This window comes from Polaromonas sp. P1_H6 (assembly GCF_056405195.1).
In genome coordinates this window covers 54,946-71,447 of sequence record NZ_JBFUCN010000002.1, presented here as the reverse complement: position 1 = coordinate 71,447, position 16,502 = coordinate 54,946, and the positions used below count along the sequence as shown (strand labels likewise).

General features: G+C 66.3%; 17 protein-coding genes. 13 read left to right on the top strand and 4 right to left on the bottom strand.

What is annotated here, in order from left to right; translation table 11 throughout:
* Positions 1 to 7 precede the first annotated feature (7 nt).
* The gene (locus AC1D1F_RS02720) at positions 8 to 934 is read right to left on the bottom strand and encodes a Bug family tripartite tricarboxylate transporter substrate binding protein (protein WP_477695965.1); all 927 of its coding nucleotides are present in this window, start codon (positions 932 to 934) and stop codon (positions 8 to 10) included.
* Between the two features lie 198 nt (positions 935 to 1,132).
* Here AC1D1F_RS02720 and AC1D1F_RS02715 point away from each other — a divergent pair, with 198 nt between their 5' ends.
* Complete coding sequence (locus AC1D1F_RS02715) at positions 1,133 to 2,011, top strand: LysR substrate-binding domain-containing protein (RefSeq protein ID WP_477695966.1); 879 nt, start codon at positions 1,133 to 1,135, stop codon at positions 2,009 to 2,011.
* 31 nt (positions 2,012 to 2,042) lie between these two features.
* On the opposite strand, the gene AC1D1F_RS02710 is transcribed toward AC1D1F_RS02715, so the two are convergent.
* The 3 genes from AC1D1F_RS02710 to AC1D1F_RS02700 form a co-directional block, all read right to left on the bottom strand.
* Positions 2,043 to 2,990: a M14 family metallopeptidase gene (locus AC1D1F_RS02710; RefSeq protein ID WP_477674856.1), complete on the bottom strand. Its 948-nt coding sequence runs from the start codon at positions 2,988 to 2,990 to the stop codon at positions 2,043 to 2,045.
* A complete protein-coding gene (locus AC1D1F_RS02705; protein ID WP_477674855.1) occupies positions 2,990 to 4,006 on the bottom strand; it encodes a Bug family tripartite tricarboxylate transporter substrate binding protein in 1,017 nt (338 codons plus the stop codon). Before AC1D1F_RS02705 ends, AC1D1F_RS02710 begins: the two co-directional genes overlap by 1 nt.
* Before the next feature lie 91 nt (positions 4,007 to 4,097).
* Positions 4,098 to 4,991: a LysR family transcriptional regulator gene (locus AC1D1F_RS02700; protein WP_477674854.1), complete on the bottom strand. Its 894-nt coding sequence runs from the start codon at positions 4,989 to 4,991 to the stop codon at positions 4,098 to 4,100.
* A 270-nt stretch (positions 4,992 to 5,261) separates the two neighbouring features.
* Between AC1D1F_RS02700 and AC1D1F_RS02695 the strand changes: the two genes are divergently transcribed.
* The 12 genes from AC1D1F_RS02695 (at position 5,262) to AC1D1F_RS02640 (ending at position 16,481) form a co-directional block, all read left to right on the top strand.
* A complete protein-coding gene (locus tag AC1D1F_RS02695) occupies positions 5,262 to 6,035 on the top strand; it encodes a beta-ketoacyl synthase chain length factor (protein WP_477674853.1) in 774 nt (257 codons plus the stop codon).
* The gene (locus AC1D1F_RS02690) at positions 6,028 to 6,819 is read left to right on the top strand and encodes a lysophospholipid acyltransferase family protein (RefSeq protein ID WP_477674852.1); all 792 of its coding nucleotides are present in this window, start codon (positions 6,028 to 6,030) and stop codon (positions 6,817 to 6,819) included. The genes AC1D1F_RS02695 and AC1D1F_RS02690 overlap by 8 nt, the downstream gene beginning before the upstream one ends.
* The gene (locus tag AC1D1F_RS02685; protein WP_477674859.1) at positions 6,806 to 7,066 is read left to right on the top strand and encodes a phosphopantetheine-binding protein; all 261 of its coding nucleotides are present in this window, start codon (positions 6,806 to 6,808) and stop codon (positions 7,064 to 7,066) included. Before AC1D1F_RS02690 ends, AC1D1F_RS02685 begins: the two co-directional genes overlap by 14 nt.
* 26 nt (positions 7,067 to 7,092) lie before the next feature.
* The gene (locus tag AC1D1F_RS02680; RefSeq protein ID WP_477674851.1) at positions 7,093 to 7,356 is read left to right on the top strand and encodes an acyl carrier protein; all 264 of its coding nucleotides are present in this window, start codon (positions 7,093 to 7,095) and stop codon (positions 7,354 to 7,356) included.
* A complete protein-coding gene (locus AC1D1F_RS02675) occupies positions 7,349 to 7,921 on the top strand; it encodes a COG4648 family protein (RefSeq protein ID WP_477674850.1) in 573 nt (190 codons plus the stop codon). The genes AC1D1F_RS02680 and AC1D1F_RS02675 overlap by 8 nt, the downstream gene beginning before the upstream one ends.
* A gap of 67 nt (positions 7,922 to 7,988) precedes the next feature.
* Positions 7,989 to 9,710 carry an ApeI family dehydratase gene (locus tag AC1D1F_RS02670; RefSeq protein ID WP_477700649.1) on the top strand — a complete coding sequence of 574 codons (1,722 nt, stop codon included), beginning with the start codon at positions 7,989 to 7,991 and terminating at the stop codon, positions 9,708 to 9,710.
* Positions 9,703 to 10,443 carry a glycosyltransferase family 2 protein gene (locus AC1D1F_RS02665; RefSeq protein WP_477674848.1) on the top strand — a complete coding sequence of 247 codons (741 nt, stop codon included), beginning with the start codon at positions 9,703 to 9,705 and terminating at the stop codon, positions 10,441 to 10,443. Before AC1D1F_RS02670 ends, AC1D1F_RS02665 begins: the two co-directional genes overlap by 8 nt.
* Positions 10,440 to 11,474, top strand: a complete 1,035-nt coding sequence (locus tag AC1D1F_RS02660) for an LpxL/LpxP family acyltransferase (RefSeq protein ID WP_477674847.1) — start codon at positions 10,440 to 10,442, stop codon at positions 11,472 to 11,474. The genes AC1D1F_RS02665 and AC1D1F_RS02660 overlap by 4 nt, the downstream gene beginning before the upstream one ends.
* Positions 11,467 to 13,023, top strand: coding sequence for an HAL/PAL/TAL family ammonia-lyase (locus AC1D1F_RS02655; protein WP_477695968.1), 1,557 nt, complete (start codon positions 11,467 to 11,469; stop codon positions 13,021 to 13,023). The genes AC1D1F_RS02660 and AC1D1F_RS02655 overlap by 8 nt, the downstream gene beginning before the upstream one ends.
* Positions 13,016 to 13,486 carry an acyl-CoA thioesterase gene (locus tag AC1D1F_RS02650; protein WP_477674845.1) on the top strand — a complete coding sequence of 157 codons (471 nt, stop codon included), beginning with the start codon at positions 13,016 to 13,018 and terminating at the stop codon, positions 13,484 to 13,486. The genes AC1D1F_RS02655 and AC1D1F_RS02650 overlap by 8 nt, the downstream gene beginning before the upstream one ends.
* Positions 13,483 to 14,118 carry a LolA family protein gene (locus AC1D1F_RS02645; protein WP_477674844.1) on the top strand — a complete coding sequence of 212 codons (636 nt, stop codon included), beginning with the start codon at positions 13,483 to 13,485 and terminating at the stop codon, positions 14,116 to 14,118. The genes AC1D1F_RS02650 and AC1D1F_RS02645 overlap by 4 nt, the downstream gene beginning before the upstream one ends.
* On the top strand, positions 14,115 to 16,481 hold the full coding sequence (locus tag AC1D1F_RS02640) for an MMPL family transporter (RefSeq protein ID WP_477674843.1): 2,367 nt from the start codon (positions 14,115 to 14,117) through the stop codon (positions 16,479 to 16,481). Before AC1D1F_RS02645 ends, AC1D1F_RS02640 begins: the two co-directional genes overlap by 4 nt.
* Positions 16,482 to 16,502 lie beyond the last annotated feature (21 nt).

Here is a 16,502-nt window from a genome sequence, read left to right as displayed (position 1 = left end):
AAGGCGTTCAATCCACCTGGACGCCGGCGCGCTTGACGACCTCCGTCCACATCCGCGTCTCGCGCAGGGCGCGATCAAACAGCCGGTCGGGCGAGCCTATGGTTGTCTCAAAGGAAATGGCGGCATAGCGCTCATTGACCGCGGCGCTGCCCAGCACCTTGTTGATTTCCCCGTTGAGCCGCAGCACCACCTCGCGCGGCGTGCCGGCCGGCGCGACAATGCCGCCCCATGCCGTCGTTTCATAACCCTTGACGAACTCCCCTATGGTCGGCACCTCGGGAAACAGCGGGCTGCGCGCCCGGCCGGAAACACCGAGCGCCTTGATGCGCCCGTTCTTGATGTGCGGCGCGATGGACGACAGGTTGTCGAACATCAGGTCGACCTGGCCGCCCATCAGGTCCTGGATGGCCTGCGGGCTGCCACGGTAAGGCACGTGGGTCATGAAGGTGCCGGTCATGCTCTTGAACAGTTCGCCGCCCAGGTGGCCGGTGGTGCCGTTGCCCGGAGACGCCATGCTGAGTTTGCCGGGCCTGGATTTGGCCAGCGCGATCAGCTCGGCCACGTTCTTGACGCCCAGGTCATTCCTGACGACGAGCGCGTTCTGCACATAGCCGAGCAGCGCCACGGGAACCAGCTGTTTGTCCGGGTCGTAGGGCAGCTTGGAGAACAGCGATTTGTTGATCGCCAGCGTGCCCACATTGCCGTATCCCAGCGTGTACCCGTCCGGCGCAGCGCGCACGATCTCCTGCATGCCGATATTGCCGCTGGCGCCGGGCTTGTTGTCGATCACAAAAGGCTGGCCCAGGGCCTTCACCAACTCGCCGGTCAGGATGCGGCAGATGTTGTCGGGCGAACCGCCCGCGGCGGAGGGAACGATCAGGCGTACGGGCCGGTCGGGCCATGCGGCGCGTGCCAGCAGGGGCGAGGATGCCATCGCGGCGGCCCCCAGTTTGAGGAGTGTTCGCCGCGTTCTCCGGTAGTCGGTCATGGAGGTCACCTTGGGAATTTGGAAGGAGCCGTGAGGAATGAGGAAACCGAATGATGCGTGGACAAACCTTCAGCTACAAACGACAATTTCTGCGTCTTCCATGCTTTTTTCTCATGCACCATGATGCTGCGCGCACCCTCCACCATGTCCCTGGTCTGCCTCGAGGCCAGCGCGCGCCTGCGGTCTTTCACCGCGGCCGCGCAAGAGCTTCACCTGACGCAGGGCGCGGTCAGCCGCCAGATCATGGCGCTTGAAAGCCGCCTTGACGTCAAGCTTTTCGTGCGGCGGCGCGATGCGGTCGTGCTCACGGAAGCCGGCCGTTATTACCTGGACGAAGTCGGCCCCATTCTCCAGCGCCTCGAACGCGCGACGGCCAACGTGATGGCGCTCAAGGGGCGCGGGGGGTCGCTGGCGGTGTCGGTCGGCGCGTCGCTGGGCAGCTATTGGCTGATTCCGCGCCTGCCGGACTTCACGCGCGCGCACAGCGAGATCACCCTGAATTTCGCCACGCGCGTGGGGTCGGTTGATTTCAAGAGCATGGCGGTGGATGCCTCGCTCGAATTCGGCGACGGAAACCGCGCCGGCCTGCACAACGATTTTGTCTTGCCCCTGGCGATGGCGCCTTATGCCGCACCGGCATGGATCGCCAAAAACGGCAAATCGCTGAGCTCCCGCACCCCGATGTCGGCGCTGGTGCACCACACGACCGTGCTGGACGCATGGCGCAAATGGTTCGAGCACGCCGGCATCGAAATAGGCACCGGCCAGGAGGGGCCGCGCTACGAGCTGATGTCGATGGCGCTGAATGCCGCGATAGCGGGCCTGGGGGCGGTGCTGCTGCCCGATTTCATGGCCAGCGATGCACTGGCGACCGGCCGTTTACGCCGGCTGTCGAAGAAACAATGGATTTCCCCTCGCGGCTACTACCTGGTGTATCCCGAGGAATCATCGAAGCTTGAGGCCCTCGCGGTGTTCCGTGCGTGGTTGCTCGCGCAGGCAACGACGGGGCAGGCCGTACGCTGACCGTTCGGCCTCCTCTCGAAGAGGCTGCCGATCAGCCCCGCCGCCCCAGCCGAACCGTCGTCACCCCCGGTCGCAATTGCCGCAATGAGGGCATGACCAGCACGCAGTCGTCATACGGTGTGAGCACTTCGCGCCCCGCATCGATGGCGATCATGGTGCCCGCTTTGGCGATGGTTTCGCCGCCGGTGTAGGGCTCTTTGAAACTGAAATCCATGGACGTCGCCACCACGCGGTCGGTGACCACCACAGGCGCGGGCGGCTCACGGTCGGGCAGCAGCCAGCCGACCGGCACTTCGTTGCGGGCCAGCGCACCGGCCTGTACCAGGAAGCGCATCAAGGTGTCGCGCGCGGCGCTGACGGCGCGTGGCTCCCAGTGCTGGCCGGCTTCCAGCAGCAGCGCGATGCGCTCGCCTTGCGCATCCGAAAATTCGCCGTAGTCGCGCATGCGCACGCCGTCGGCATGGCCGGCGTCGACGACCACTTGCCCCGCGGTGCGCAGGCCCTGGGCAAAAGTGATGTTGCGCGCCAGGGTGCCGGTGACCAGCAAGGGCACGCAGGGTTCGTGCATGGAATGCAGGTCCAGCAGATGCGTGGCGCGGTCCACAAAAGGCCGCAGCCGGCGCGCGCGGTCCAGCTCGGCGCTGCGGCGCGGCCCGGCCAGCACGTCGGCGGCCCAGACGCGGTTGAAGTCTTCGTCGATAAAACGCGAGGCGTCGGGCTGTGCCGCGTCAAAGCGCTCGAAGGCGGCGACGTTGCAGAAGGCCAGTGTGACGCGGCCGCGCGCCGGTTGCCAGCCCGCGGCAAGCAGCTCGGCCAGCGCGATGGCGCCCGAAAATTCGTTGCCGTGCACCAGCGCCGTGACCAGGATCTCGGGGCCGGGCGCGGCGCCGCTTCGCTCGTGCACATGCGGCACGCCGGTGGGTGAATTCGCCCAGCCCGCCAGATTCGGCGGCAGGGTCAGGACCGGGTGGTGTTGCATCAGTTCGCAGCCCCAGTGCTGACGGCCTTGTTGACGACGGCGCGCACGCGCTGGGTTTCGGCGCGCACAAAAGCCGTGAGCGCCTGGGGTGTGCCGCCTTCATTCGAAATGCCGGCCTTCTGGAGTTTTTGCCAGACGGCTTCCTCGCGCAGGATGTCGTTGAGTTCGCGGTTGAGCCGTGCGACCATGGGCGCCGGCAGCTTGGCGGGCCCGAAAAGGCCGAACCAGACGTTCATGTCATACCCCTTGAGCCTGGGGTTCTCGGCCAGCGCGGGGATTTGCGGCGCGGCGCGCGAGCGTGTGGGCGTGGTGACGCCCAGCGGAACCATCCTGCCGGACTCGATGTGCGGCAGCGCGGAGGACAGCACCGACACGCTGAACTCGATGTTGCCGCCCAGCAGGTCCTGCAGCTGCTGGCCCGCGCCGCGGTAGGGCACGTGGCGGAAGCTGGTGCCGGCCATCAGGTTGATGAGTTCGCCCGACACGTGCAGCGGCGTGCCTATGCCGGAAGACGCAAAGCTCAGCTGGTTGCGTTCGCGTTTCGATTTGGCGATGGCTTCTTCGATGGTCTTGACGCCGGTCTGGGTGTTGGTCACAAACACCATGGGCGTGATGCCTATCAGCCCCACCGGCGCCAGGTCGGTTTCGCCGTTGTACTTGACGGCGGCATTAAACAGCTTGGCGATGGACACCTCGCTGCCCGAACCCAGCAGCAGGGTGTAGCCGTCGGGGTTGGCGCTGACGACTTTCTGCGCGCCTATGGTGCCGCCGGCGCCGCCGACGTTTTCAATCACGACCGGCGTGCCCAGGCGTTTGGACAGCGGCTCGGCGATGATGCGCGCGACCAGGTCGACGCTGCCGCCTGCCGGGTAGCCGACCACCAGCGAAATCGGCTTGGCCGCGGGCCAGCTCTGGGCCTGCGCTGTACCGAGGGCCAGCAAAGCCAGCAAGGCGGACGCGGCCCCGCGCAGGGCGCGGGCCAGGTGGGGGCGGGAAATGATGGGATGTGGGGGCATGACGACGGTCTCCTTATTTAGTGGAGCCAGTCTAGGAAGCCCTCCCCTGGGGCCGCATGCGCATCGCGCATGGGCGCATGCGCAAACTCGTTCAGGCCGTCGTGGCCGCCCAGATGCGCTGCACCAGCTCGTTGCGCGGGCTGCGGTTGCGGTACAACCGTATTTCGAAGCGCACGGCAAGCGCCTGCGGGTCGGCAGCGACCAACCGGCCGCTGCGCAGGTCGTCGCCGACCAGGCCGCGCGGCAGCCAGGCCAGGCCCACGCCCTGCAGGGCCTGCTCATGCAGGGACTCGGCGAAGTCGGATTCGGTCACCGTGTACAGGAAGAACTCGCGCGCATCGCGGCTCAGCCCGTCCTGCAGGACCTGGCTGAGCGCCAGCGTGGGCGCGTAACCGAGCACGCGCGCCGGTTCGCGCGCGCTGCCGGGCAGGGCATGCAGCGCCTGCCCGTCGGGGCGCGGCGCGCTCACGGCCACCAGCTCGTCGGTGCCCAGGGTCAGGCCCTCGAAAGCCTGGTCGTCCAGGCGCATGGGCAGGCGCGGGTGCGTGAAGGACAGCAGGAAGTCGGCCGCGCCCTGCTCCAGCGCGGTGGCGCCTTCGTGGATGGAGCCGGTGAGTATGCGCAGGCGGAACTCGCCGGCGCCGCGCTTCACGCGCGCCAGCCAGGCGGGCACGGCGGTGCGCGACAGCGTGCGGCCAGTCGCCAAGGTGACCCAGTCAAGGCCGCCCTGCGCATGGCGTATGCGGGCGCGCACATCGCCCAGGCCGTCCACGGCGCGGCGCGCCACGGGCAGCAGTTCTTCCCCGGCGGCCGTGAGCGCCAGCGGCACGACGGCGCGGTTGACCAGGTCGGCGCCGGCCCAAAGCTCCAGCGCGCGCACGCGGCGCGAGAACTGCGGCTGGGTCACGTGGCGCAGCTCGGCGGCCCGCGAAAAGCTGCGTTCGCGTGCCAGGGCGATGAAGTCTTCCAGCCATTTATGGTCCACGGCAGCACCTTGTTGGGAAAATGAAACGATGGTATCGCCTGAAAACGCGCCCGATTGGGTCGTTTTGCACCGTGTTCCCTCGATTCACCCCCCAATCGGAGGAGGCTGCGGCCCTCGTAACAGAGGGCTGGAACCGCTTTGGGGCATGTAAAATCGCCCAAAACATAAAAGGCCCCGAACAATCGGGGTCACCGGGGGGCCCCGCTGCACGATGAAATGGTTTGTGATCGGCCCGATCAGTCATTGAGGTCATCAACCAACGAGTTAGTTTTGCGATTCGAATTCATCATTCTTGAATGGTCGGCGTATGCCGACGGCCTGACCGGTCACGAAGACTGGCTCAGGTGGGCCCAGGGTTTTCCCGTGCTTCCACAACCGACGGTGCAAACCGTTCCCGCGCTCACGGAAATGCCCGCCATGACGCGCCGTCGGCTGGACCGGCTGGGGCGTATGGCCTGCCAGGTCGCTTACTGGTGCCAATCTTCCGCCAGCGATGCGCCGCTGGTGTTCGCGTCCAGGTACGGCGATACAGCCGGCTCTTTGTCTCTTCTGGATGACCTGGTCGGAGGTCAGCCTCTGTCCCCGGCCGGTTTCGGCCTGTCTGTGCACAATGCCGTGTCGGCGCTTTACTCCATCGCCCAGGGACACACTCACAACACGGTAGTGGTCGCCGCGGGACGCGCCACTGTCGCCGCCGCGCTCACCGAAGCGGCGGCCCTGCTGGCCGACGGGGCCAGCGAAGTGCTGGTGGTGTATTCGGAAGCGCCGCTGCCAACCGACTACACCGTTTTCGCCGATGAACCGGCCTGTGAATACGCGTGGGCCTGGCGAGTGGCGCGGCCCGCGCCGTCGCAACCGGGATTGACGGTAAGCCTCCAGGTCCACGCGGCCGAAGCCCCAGGCCCCGAGACTCCATCCTGGCCCGCGGGCCTGGATGTTTTGCGGCACGTGCTCCGGCATCATCTGAGCCCGGCTGCGGCCGAACCAGCGGTGATTCGCCACGACAGAAAACTGACCCAATGGTCGTGGAGTGTCCATGCGTGACCGGCTTAATTATCTGTGGCGGCTGTTCGCAACCGCTGTCAGCTTCACCTGTTTCGGACTGGGCGGCCTGCTTCTCTGGATCGTGGTGTTTCCGATCCTGTCCCTGTTTGTGCGGGACCGTGGGCGCCTTTCCGTCACCGCCCGCTGGATCATCAACCGGGCGTTTCAGGCATTCGTCGCCTTGATGCACACCTTGGGAATATTTACCTACGAAACCCACGGGCTGGACAAACTCAAGCGGCGCGGACTGCTGATCCTGTCCAACCACCCGTCCCTGATCGACGTGGTGTTCCTGATATCGTTCATCGATCACGCCGATTGCGTGGTCAAGGCGGCGCTGGCGGAAAACCCCTTCACGCGGGGCGCCGTGCTGTCAGCAGGGTTCATCTGCAACGATGCCGGTCCCGGCATGGTCGAGGATTGCATCGCATCGTTGCACGCAGGCAACAACCTGATCATTTTTCCTGAAGGCACTCGCACGCCGGTGGCGGGCTTCCCCGCCAAGCTCCAGCGTGGCGCCTCTCATCTGGCCGTGCGAGGCAAAGTAAATATCACCCCGGTGCTCATACGCTGCAGCCAATCCATGCTGGCCAAAGGGGTACCATGGTGGCGAATTCCGCCCCGTCGGCCTCATTTCCGCATCGATGTGCACGACGATATGCCGGTGGCCGCGCTGGTCGAGAGTTGTGCCAGCGACGCATTGGCCGCCCGCCATCTGACTGAACACCTGATCGACTATTTCTCTGTGGAGACTCGAAGTGACCCCCGACATGCAAGCGCTTGAGCTAGAGATCAAGGATCTGATCATCAGTTCGCTGGCCCTGGAAGATATCGTCGCCGGCGATATCAACCCCACCGAACCGCTGTTCGTCAAAGGCCTTGGCCTGGACTCCATCGACGCCCTAGAACTGGGCTTGGCTCTGCAACGCCGCTATGGAGTGACCGTTTCGGCGGACTCCGAGGAAACCCGCCGCCATTTCAGCTCGGTGCAGGCGCTGGCGGCGTTCGTCGGCGCAGGGCGTTCGCGCTGACTTCAATTTCCGAGAGGCTCCTACCCATGACAAAAAACGAAATACTTCAACGTATTGTGGGCATCCTGGTCAACACCTTCGATATCGAAGCCGAGCGCATCGTGCCGGAGGCCAGACTTCGTGATGACCTTGACATCGACAGCATCGACGCGGTGGACCTGATCGTCCAGCTCAAACCGCTGATGGGCCAGCGTTTGCAGCCCGAGGCTTTCAAAACGGTTCGCACGGTCGGTGACGTGGTCGATGCTCTGTACGCCCTCGTGGCCGGCAGCGAAACGGCTGATGCATAAAGGCCGTCTCGGCGCGGTGGTGCTGGCGGTGGTGACGCTGGCTTACCCGCTGATCGTCTATCTGGGGCTGGGCCATTTTGAGCCGCGCTGGCTGGCGCTGCTCCTGGTGCTGCTGGCGCTGATGCGCCTGGGCACCGGCCGCAGCACGGCGACCTGGGGCATGGCCGGGGCGGCGTGCGTCCTGGCGGCGTTCACCTGGTTTGGCAACGCATTGCTGCCCCTCAAACTCTACCCCGTGGGAGTCAATGCCTTGATGCTGGTGCTTTTTGGCGCCAGTCTGGTGTATCCCCCCAGTGCGGTTGAACGCTTTGCGCGCGTGCGCGAACCGGATCTCTCCCCGCATGCGGTTGCCTATACGCGGCGTGTCACCCAGGTGTGGTGCGTTTTTTTTGTTCTCAACGGCTCAGTGGCGCTGGCAACGGCCTTGTGGGCGAGCGACGCCACCTGGACGCTCTATAACGGCCTCATCGCCTATTGCCTGATCGGCGTGCTGGCGGCGGGAGAATGGCTGGTTCGCCGCCGGGTTCGGGATCGCATCGACGCAGCCAAGCCTGCGGTGGGATGACGAATCCATGGCTGATTGGTGGTCCCTGACCGACTTCGCATGTCGCGCGCCTGATCCATCCCGCATCATGGCGCGGCAGGACGACGGCCGCGAGCTGTCGCATGCCGACTTTTTAATACGACTGGGGCAGTGGCAGGCCGCCTTTTCCGGCCAGGCGCACACCCAGTGGGCCATCTACCTGAAAGATCCCCTTGATTTTGCGGCCGCCGTGCTGGCAGCCTGGCATGCCGGCAAAACGGTTGCCCTGCCGGGCGACGACCTGCCCGGCACGGTGCAGGCCCTGCTCGACTCGGATTGCGCTCTGGCTGGCGATCTGCCCGCCGCGCTTCAAGCGCCTGCCGGCATCCCCGGCGAAACCGGTCACCGCCACCCCATCGACCCGCGTGCTGCCAAATTAAAAGTCTATACCTCCGGATCGCAAGGCCTTCCGGAGGCAATCGACAAGCGGCTCGACCAGCTGCTGTCGGAAATTGAGGCGCTCGAAAGTTCGTTCGGACAGATGCTGGCCGGCGCTGGAGAACCCACGGTGTGGGCCACAGTCTCGCACCAGCATATTTACGGCCTGCTTTTCCTCGTGCTGTGGCCCATGGCTGCGGGACGCCCTTTCTCGCAACGGAGGCTGCTGTATCCGGGCGACCTGGCCGCCAGCCTGGGCTCCGCGCCCTCGGTGCTCATCGCCACGCCGGCGCACCTCAAGCGTCTGGGCGAACACGTTGACTGGCAAGCGGCGCGGCAAGAACTTCGCGCGGTATTTTCGTCGGCCGGGCCGCTCCCCTTTGAGGTGTCACAGGCCGCTGCGCAAGCTTTGGGACGCTCACCCATCGAGGTCTTTGGCAGTTCGGAAACCGGCGGCATCGCCTGGCGCCAGTCCGCCAGCGCGCAAGAGCCGTGGCGACCTTTTATGGACGTGCAATGGCGATTGGATGAGGGTTGCCTGGCGGTGTCCTCGCCAAGGCTGCCCGACGACCGGTGGTGGACGACCAGCGACCGCGCGGAAGCTGCCAGCGCCGGCAGCTTTCGCCTGCTGGGCCGGGCCGACCGTATCGTCAAGATCGAGGAAAAACGCGTGTCGCTCAGCGCGGTCGAACAGCAGGTGCTGAAGACGCCCTGGGTGCAGGAAGCGAAAGCGCTGGTGGTCGACACCGCCGTGGGCGCCCGCGTGGGCGTGGTGGCGGTGCTCACGCCGGCGGGACGCGCGCAGGAGGCCCAGGGCCGGCGCGGCCTGGTCAACTTGCTGCGCGAGGCCTTGTCCAGCGGCGTCGAGGCGCTCGCGATCCCGAGGCGCTGGCGTTTTGTGGAGGCCCTGCCGGTCAATGCGCAGGGCAAGCCGACAGAGGCCTTGCTGGCGGCGCTGTTCGCCGCCCAGCCGCCCGCGGTGCGCCCCGAAATGCCGGCCGTGCAATGGCTGGAGCGCGGCGACACCGATGCGCTGGCCACGCTGGACATCCATGCGGGCCTGACGGTGTTCGACGGCCACTTCGAGGTGGCGCCCATACTGCCGGGCGTCGCGCAACTCGATTGGGCGATATCGCTGGGCCGCGAATGTTTCGCCCTGCCGCAACACTTCGTACGACTGGAAGCGCTCAAATTCGTGCGCCCGGTCTCGCCCGGCACGGCCTTGCGCCTGGCGCTGCAATTCAAGCCCAGGCTGGCCGACCCCCGCTTGTGCAGCCTGAGCTTTCGCCTGTATTCGCAGGAGGGCGCGGACCCTTCCGATCCGTCCAGCCTGAACGAGCACGCCAACGGACGCGCCGTCTGGTCGTATGAAGCGGAAAGCGCCCATGCATAAACCGGTGGCCGTGATCCCCTGCTACAACCACCCGCAAACCATAGGCTTCATGGTCGACGCGGTGCGCGCAAGCGGCCTTGAAGTCATTGTGGTCGACGACGGCAGCGATGCGGCCTGCGCCGGTGTCCTGGCGAGCCTGGCAGCACGGCACGGGCCCGCGATGCGGCTGCTGCGCCTGCCTCGCAACCAGGGAAAAGGCGGCGCGATGATGGCGGGCCTGCGCCAGGCGCTCGCGCTGGGCCACACGCACGCATTGCAAATTGATGCCGACGGCCAGCACGACGTGGCCGACATTCCCAAGTTCCTGGCGCTCTCAAGCCTGTTGCCGCAAGCCGTGGTGTGCGGCGTGCCGATCTACGACGCTTCCGTGCCCAAATCGCGCCTCTATGGCCGGTACGCCACCCATGTCTGGGTGTGGATCAACACCCTGTCGCTGGACATTCGCGATTCCATGTGCGGTTTTCGCGTTTACCCGCTGGCCCCCGTCGTCAAACTGATCGACGAGGTCTACATGGGCCGGCGCATGGACTTCGACTCCGAACTGCTGGTGCGCCTTCACTGGCGCGGCATACCGCTGGCCAACTTGCCGACCAAGGTCAGCTATCCCATGGACGGCATCTCGCATTTCAAACTATGGCGGGACAACGTGCTGATCTCCTGCATGCATGCGCGCATGCTGGCCGGCATGCTGGTGCGCCTGCCGCTGCTGTTATGGCGAAAGGCGGCGCGATGACGAAACCAGCCGCCAGCCTTGGGCCGCAAACTCCGGACCCGGCCGTGCTGCACTGGGCCAGCCTGGGAGAACACACCTTTGTCCTGGGCATCAAGCTGCTGTTCTGGGTTTACCGCGTGCTGGGACGCCTGCCTTTCAGGCTCTGCCTGTACCCCGTGGTGGTTTACTACTGGGCCACGCGCTCGCAAGCCCGCCGCTCTTCACTGGAATACCTGCGACGAATCCAGGCTTCGCGCGGTGCACTGGGGCACGCCCCGGGCTGGCGTGACACCCTGCGGCATTTCCTGGCATTTGCCGACACCATCCTGGACAAGCTGCTAACCCTTAGCGGCGGCCTGGGGCAAAGTGCGCTGCGCGTTGAAGGCGAGGACGAGGAGGGCCTACGGGCCCTGATTGCGCAGAAGCGCGGAGCCATCATCGTGACGGGCCACATCGGCTGCATGGAGTTGTGCCGCGTCAGCGCCGAGCGCCATCGCGGGGTTCGGCTCAACGTCCTGGTGCACACCCGCCATGCCGAGCGCTTCAATCGCCTGATGCAGAGCTTGCAACCCGACAACGAGGTTCGCCTGATCCAGGTCACGGAAGTCAACCCGGCCACGGCCATGCTGCTGGCCGACAAGGTCGCGCAAGGAGAGTTCGTGGCCATCGCCGGAGACCGCGTCCCGGTGCGAACGGATGCAAGCCCGCGGCAACAAGGGTCCACCGCCGAAGCGGTCTTTCTGGGCCGGCCGGCGCAATGGCCCGTGGGGCCTTATGTACTGGCGGCGTTGCTCAAATGCCCGCTGTATGCCGTGGGATGCGTGCGTGAAACGGCCGCGCGAGGCCAGGCCGGCTACGTGCTGCGCGTGCACCGCCTCGCGGAACTGGTAGTGCTGCCCCGGGCCACACGCCAGCAAGCCCTGCAAGCTTGCGCGCAACAGTTTGCCGATTGGCTGGAAGTGCTGCTGGCTCGCGCTCCGATGGCCTGGTTCAATTTTTTCCCGTTCTGGCAGCAGGCAAGCGCTGCCTCCAATTCCAAGCAACATGACTAAACACAAGAGCGATGCCCTGCCGTCCCCGGTGATTTTTGACGGGCAACGCCTGACTGTCGATGACGTCGCCGCCCTGGCCGCGCGCGAGCGCCCGGCTGCGCTCAGCCAGGACCCGGCCTTCCACGATCGAATCGAACGCGGCGCGGCTTTCCTGGACCGCCTGTTACGTGAAGACGGCGTGGTCTATGGTGTCACGACCGGGTACGGCGACTCGTGCACAGTCAACATCCCGCCCGAATTGATCGCCGAGCTGCCGCACCACCTCTACACCTATCACGGCATAGGTGCGGGCCGCTTCCTGACGCCCGAAGAAACCCGTTCCGTACTGGCCGCGCGCCTGTCGTCTCTGTGCCAGGGCGTATCCGGCGTGAGCTGGGCTTTGCTGGTGCAGCTGGAACAACTGCTGGTGCACGACGTGTTGCCCCTGATCCCGGCGGAGGGTTCCGTGGGCGCCAGCGGCGACCTCACGCCTTTGTCCTATGTGGCGGCCGTGCTGTGCGGCGAGCGCGAGGTGTGGTTCGAGGGACGGCGCCAACCCGCGGCCGAGGCACTGCCCCGCATCGGCCTGAAGCCGCTGCGCCTGCGCCCCAAGGAAGCGCTGGCACTGATGAACGGCACGTCCGTCATGACCGGCCTGGCTTGCCTGGCCTGGCAGCGCGCCGACAGCCTGGCCCGCCTGGCCACCCGTTTGACCGCGTGCAACGTCTGGGCGAGCGACGGCAATGCGCACCATTTCGACGAGACCCTGTTCGCGTTGAAACCGCACGCCGGGCCGCAGCTAGTGGCGCAGCGCCTGCGCCAGGACTTGATGTCGGACCGGCCGGCCCGCAACGAGCAACGGCTGCAGGACCGCTATTCCCTGCGCTGCGCGCCGCACGTCATCGGCGTGCTCGAAGACGCATTGCCGTGGCTTCGCCAGCAAATTGAAAACGAACTCAACAGCGCCAATGACAATCCGCTGATCGATCCCGACGAAGAGCGCGTGCTGCACGGCGGGCATTTTTATGGCGGGCACATCGCGCTGGCCATGGACACGCTCAAGAACGTGGTGGCCAACGTGGCCGACCTGATGGACCGCCAGCTCGCCTTGCTGGTCGACGCCCGTTTCAACCACGGCTTGCCGGCCAACCTGTCGGCGGCGACCGGGCCGCGGGCTGCCATCAACCACGGCCTGAAAGCGCTGCAGATCAGTGTCTCGGCCTGGACGGCCGAGGCCTTGAAGCAAACCATGCCGGCCTCGGTGTTTTCACGCTCCACCGAATGCCACAACCAGGACAAGGTCAGCATGGGCACCATCGCCGCGCGCGACGCCTTGCGGGTGCTGGATCTGACCGAGCAGGTCGTGGCGGCCATGCTGATAGCCGCGCGGCAAGCCATGGCACTGCGCCAGCAGGTGAGCCCGCTGCCCCTGCCCGGCCCCTTGACCGATTTTCTGCGGCAACTGTCGCAGGCCATCCCGCTGGTGGTGGAAGACAGGGCCCTGGACGCCGATCTGCAGCGTTTGCTCGCAGGGATGCGCACGCATCAATGGGAAATCTATCTTGACTGAGCCGCTTGACCAGAAGCCAGGCTTGCCGGTTCGGGCAAGCGGCCTGGTGCTGAGCCACGAGATCGAACTCACGCCGGCCTTTCACGACCTGGACCCGATGGACATCGTGTGGCACGGCAACTACGTGAAATACCTTGAACTGGCACGCAACGCGCTCATGGCCAAATTCAACTACGACTACCCGCAGATGCGCGAGTCGGGCTACGCCTGGCCCATCGTCGATTTGCGCCTTAAATACGTGGGATCGGTGCACTACGGCCAGCGCATCCGGATCAGCGCGCGCATCGTTGAATGGGAAAGCCGCCTGAAAATCGACTACCTCATCCTGTGCGCCTCGACAGGTGCCCGGCTGAACAAAGCCAGCACCATCCAGGTCGCGCTGGACATGCGAACACGCGAAATGTGCTGGGTGTGCCCAGCCATTCTGTGGCAACGCCTGGGCGTTGAAAGGCCCGGAGCATGAGCCGCCGCCTCGCCCTCCAGGCCGCGCTCGCGCTGCTGGCCGGTTGGTCCGCGGCAGGCGTGCCGGCGCTCGCGCAACCGGCGAGCGGGCTGCTGGCCGAGGTCGGGAAGCGCCTGGGAAACGCCGCGGTGTTGCGCGGCGAATTTGAACAAACCAAGACGATCAGGGGATTCAAGCGGCCGCTGGTTTCGCGAGGCACATTTGTCATGGCACGCGGGCAAGGGGTGCAATGGATAACCACCCAGCCGTTTGCCTCCACCCTGGTCATCACGCGGGATCGCCTTCTGACGCTGGGCGACAACGGGGTAAGCCGGCAGACCGACGCCCGGGCGGAGTCCGGTTTGCGCGCCGTCAATGAAATGCTGCTGGCCTTGCTGGCCGGAGACGTCCAGGTGCTGGGCGCGCGGTTCCAGTCCGAAGGGGCGCTGCTCGGCACGCAAGGGTGGCGCCTGGTTTTAACGCCGCGCGACAGCGTCCTGGCCGGCTTCATCACCCGCATCGAGCTGCAAGGCGACCAATACGTCAACCTGGCGATACTGCATGAAGCCTCCGGCGATGAAAGCCGCATCCGCTTTTTCAACCACGCCACCTCAGCGCTGAGCCCGTCCGAAGCCGGACGCTTCGGGCCATGACACCACCCTGGCGCTGGAGCACGCCCCAGCGGCTGGCATTGGCCTGGCTGCTGGTGGTGGCCGGCATCGGCTGGCACCAGTGGCAGTTCTGGCACGCGCCCCGGTTTGACACCGACGTGTTCGCCTTGCTGCCGCAAGACGAGCAGGCGCCGGTCGCGCAGCGAGCCATGCGCCAGGTGAGCGAGCAGGGTGAGCGCAGGGTCGTGGTCATGCTTGGCGCGGCCGATTGGGGTGCGGTCCAGAAGGCGGCGCTGCGATTCGACCAGTCGCTGATCGCCGCCAACGCGGGCTTGCGCCGGGTGGCGGATGCGGGCCTGGCGGCCCAGGTGATGGATTTTTATCGGCCATGGCGCGACGCCCTGCTCACCGACGCCCAGCGGCAGGCATTGGGCGGCACAGACACGCAGTTGCTGACCGGGCAGGCGCTGGAGCGGCTTCACGGCCTCGGCGCCATCCAGCCCACCTCCTGGCTGGCAGACCCTTTGGGTTTGTGGCCCGCCTGGTGGTCCCAACGCGCGGGGCTGACGGCAGCCAGGCCGCGCGATGGCCTGCTGAGCGTGCCCGATCCCGACGGCAAGCGCGACTGGGCCGTCTTGCTCTATGAAACCGAAGGCTCGGCCTTTCGCCTGGACGGCGACCGCCGCTGGAGCGACGCGCTGGAGCAAGCCGGGCGCGCCGCACAGGCCGGCCTTGGCGCCGATGCGTCCGTTTCGCCGCTCAGCATCGTCAGCGCGGGCGTCCCCTTGCACGCCGAAGCCGGGGCGGCACAGGGCAACCAGGAGATGAACACCATCGGCTGGGGATCGCTGGCCGCGGTCATCGCGCTGGTCTGGTGGGCCTTTCGCGCGGGCCGCACGGTCGCCCTGATCGCGGCGTCGCTGCTGGTAGGGTGCGCCGCGGGCCTGTCGGCCACCGTCTGGGTGTTCGGCCAGATCCACGTGCTGACCCTGGTGTTCGGCGCCAGCCTGGTGGGCGTGGCGGAAGACTTCGGGATTCATTACTTTGCCTCACGCCTGGCCTCGCCAAATACCCCGCGCTGGCCGTTGATGAGGCATTTGCTGCCCGGCTTGTCGCTAGCCCTGGCCACCAGCGTGCTGGGCTACCTGGTGCTGGCCGTGGTGCCCTTCCCGGGCTTGCGCCAGATGGCCCTGTTTTCGGCGGTCGGCCTGGTCGCGGCGTTTCTTACCGCCGTGTGCTGGTTTCCCGCGCTGGACCGCGGCGCCCTGCCGGGCAGCCGCATGGCCGGCGCCGTGGCCGGCAGCCTGGCCCGCTGGCCACGGCTGAAAGGGCGTTGGCTGTGGACCTCCATGGCGCTCTTTTTTGGCATTTGCGCCTGGGGCATCCACCGCCTGGAGGCCAACGACGACCTGCGCCAGTTGCAGTCATCGCCGGCCGCGCTCGTCAAGGCCCAGGTCGAGGTGGCACGACTGCTGCAAACGCCCAGCCCGGCCCAGTTCTTCCTGGTACAGGGGCCGACAGTGCAAGCCGTGTTGCAGCGTGAAGAAGCGCTGAAAGCCGCCCTGGTGCCCCGCTTCGGCCAGTTCGCGCAGAACGGCGAACAACTGGGCCTGAGCACACTCTCCGACTGGGTGCCCTCCGCCGCGCGCCAGGCGGAGAACCGCCAGATCACTGCCCGCGTTGAACAGCAACTCCTGGCCCGCATCGGCGAATCGCTGGGTGAAGATTTGCGCCGCCCCGAGTTCAAGACCACCGCTCTGGAGTTGCAGCCCTGGCTGGACAGCCCGGCATCCGGCGTCGCGCGCGCGCAGTGGCTGGGCCCGGTAGGCGATGGTTATGCCAGCGTCGTGCTGATTCGCGGGCTGACACAGCGCACGCAGGGCGAAGCCTTGAAGGCGCTGGGCGAACAAGTCGAAGGTGTGCAGTGGGTGGACCGCGCCGGCGACATGTCCCGGCTGCTGGGGCGCTTTCGCGCGGCCATGGGCTGGCTGTTGCTGGCGGGGCATGTGCTCGTGTGGGCCGCCCTGGCCGCGCGCTTTGGCCGCTCCGCCTGGCGCGCCTGGCTGCCGACCGCCCTGGCCTCCCTGGGCTGCCTGGCGGTGCTTGGCGCGCTGGGCGAGCCCCTTCAGTTGTTCAACCTGCTCGCCTTGATGCTTTTGCTGGGCATGGGCGTGGACTACGGTATCTTCCTGCTGGAGCACCAGGGTGAAGAGCAGGGCTACGCATGGCTGGCCGTGCTGCTCGGAGCCGTCAGCACCGGCTTGTCCTTCGGCTTGCTGGCACTGTCCGCCACGCCCGCCCTGCATACCTTTGGGCTTACCCTGCTGGTGGGATTGACCCTGGTGTGCATACTGGCTCCCAGTATGCGCCTCAACCATTTGGAAACCCGCAGAGAAAACGCATGACGCGAATTCTGAAAAACGCCC

Coding starts and splice junctions, on each gene's coding strand:
- AC1D1F_RS02660 (WP_477674847.1), top strand. CDS start 10,440: ATGACGAAACCAGCCGCCAGCCTTGGGCCGCAAACTCCGGACCCGGCC.
- AC1D1F_RS02710 (WP_477674856.1), bottom strand. CDS start 2,990: ATGCAACACCACCCGGTCCTGACCCTGCCGCCGAATCTGGCGGGCTGG.
- AC1D1F_RS02690 (WP_477674852.1), top strand. CDS start 6,028: ATGCGTGACCGGCTTAATTATCTGTGGCGGCTGTTCGCAACCGCTGTC.
- AC1D1F_RS02720 (WP_477695965.1), bottom strand. CDS start 934: ATGGCATCCTCGCCCCTGCTGGCACGCGCCGCATGGCCCGACCGGCCC.
- AC1D1F_RS02715 (WP_477695966.1), top strand. CDS start 1,133: ATGTCCCTGGTCTGCCTCGAGGCCAGCGCGCGCCTGCGGTCTTTCACC.
- AC1D1F_RS02670 (WP_477700649.1), top strand. CDS start 7,989: ATGGCGCGGCAGGACGACGGCCGCGAGCTGTCGCATGCCGACTTTTTA.
- AC1D1F_RS02685 (WP_477674859.1), top strand. CDS start 6,806: ATGCAAGCGCTTGAGCTAGAGATCAAGGATCTGATCATCAGTTCGCTG.
- AC1D1F_RS02665 (WP_477674848.1), top strand. CDS start 9,703: ATGCATAAACCGGTGGCCGTGATCCCCTGCTACAACCACCCGCAAACC.
- AC1D1F_RS02640 (WP_477674843.1), top strand. CDS start 14,115: ATGACACCACCCTGGCGCTGGAGCACGCCCCAGCGGCTGGCATTGGCC.
- AC1D1F_RS02655 (WP_477695968.1), top strand. CDS start 11,467: ATGACTAAACACAAGAGCGATGCCCTGCCGTCCCCGGTGATTTTTGAC.
- AC1D1F_RS02675 (WP_477674850.1), top strand. CDS start 7,349: ATGCATAAAGGCCGTCTCGGCGCGGTGGTGCTGGCGGTGGTGACGCTG.
- AC1D1F_RS02680 (WP_477674851.1), top strand. CDS start 7,093: ATGACAAAAAACGAAATACTTCAACGTATTGTGGGCATCCTGGTCAAC.
- AC1D1F_RS02645 (WP_477674844.1), top strand. CDS start 13,483: ATGAGCCGCCGCCTCGCCCTCCAGGCCGCGCTCGCGCTGCTGGCCGGT.
- AC1D1F_RS02705 (WP_477674855.1), bottom strand. CDS start 4,006: ATGCCCCCACATCCCATCATTTCCCGCCCCCACCTGGCCCGCGCCCTG.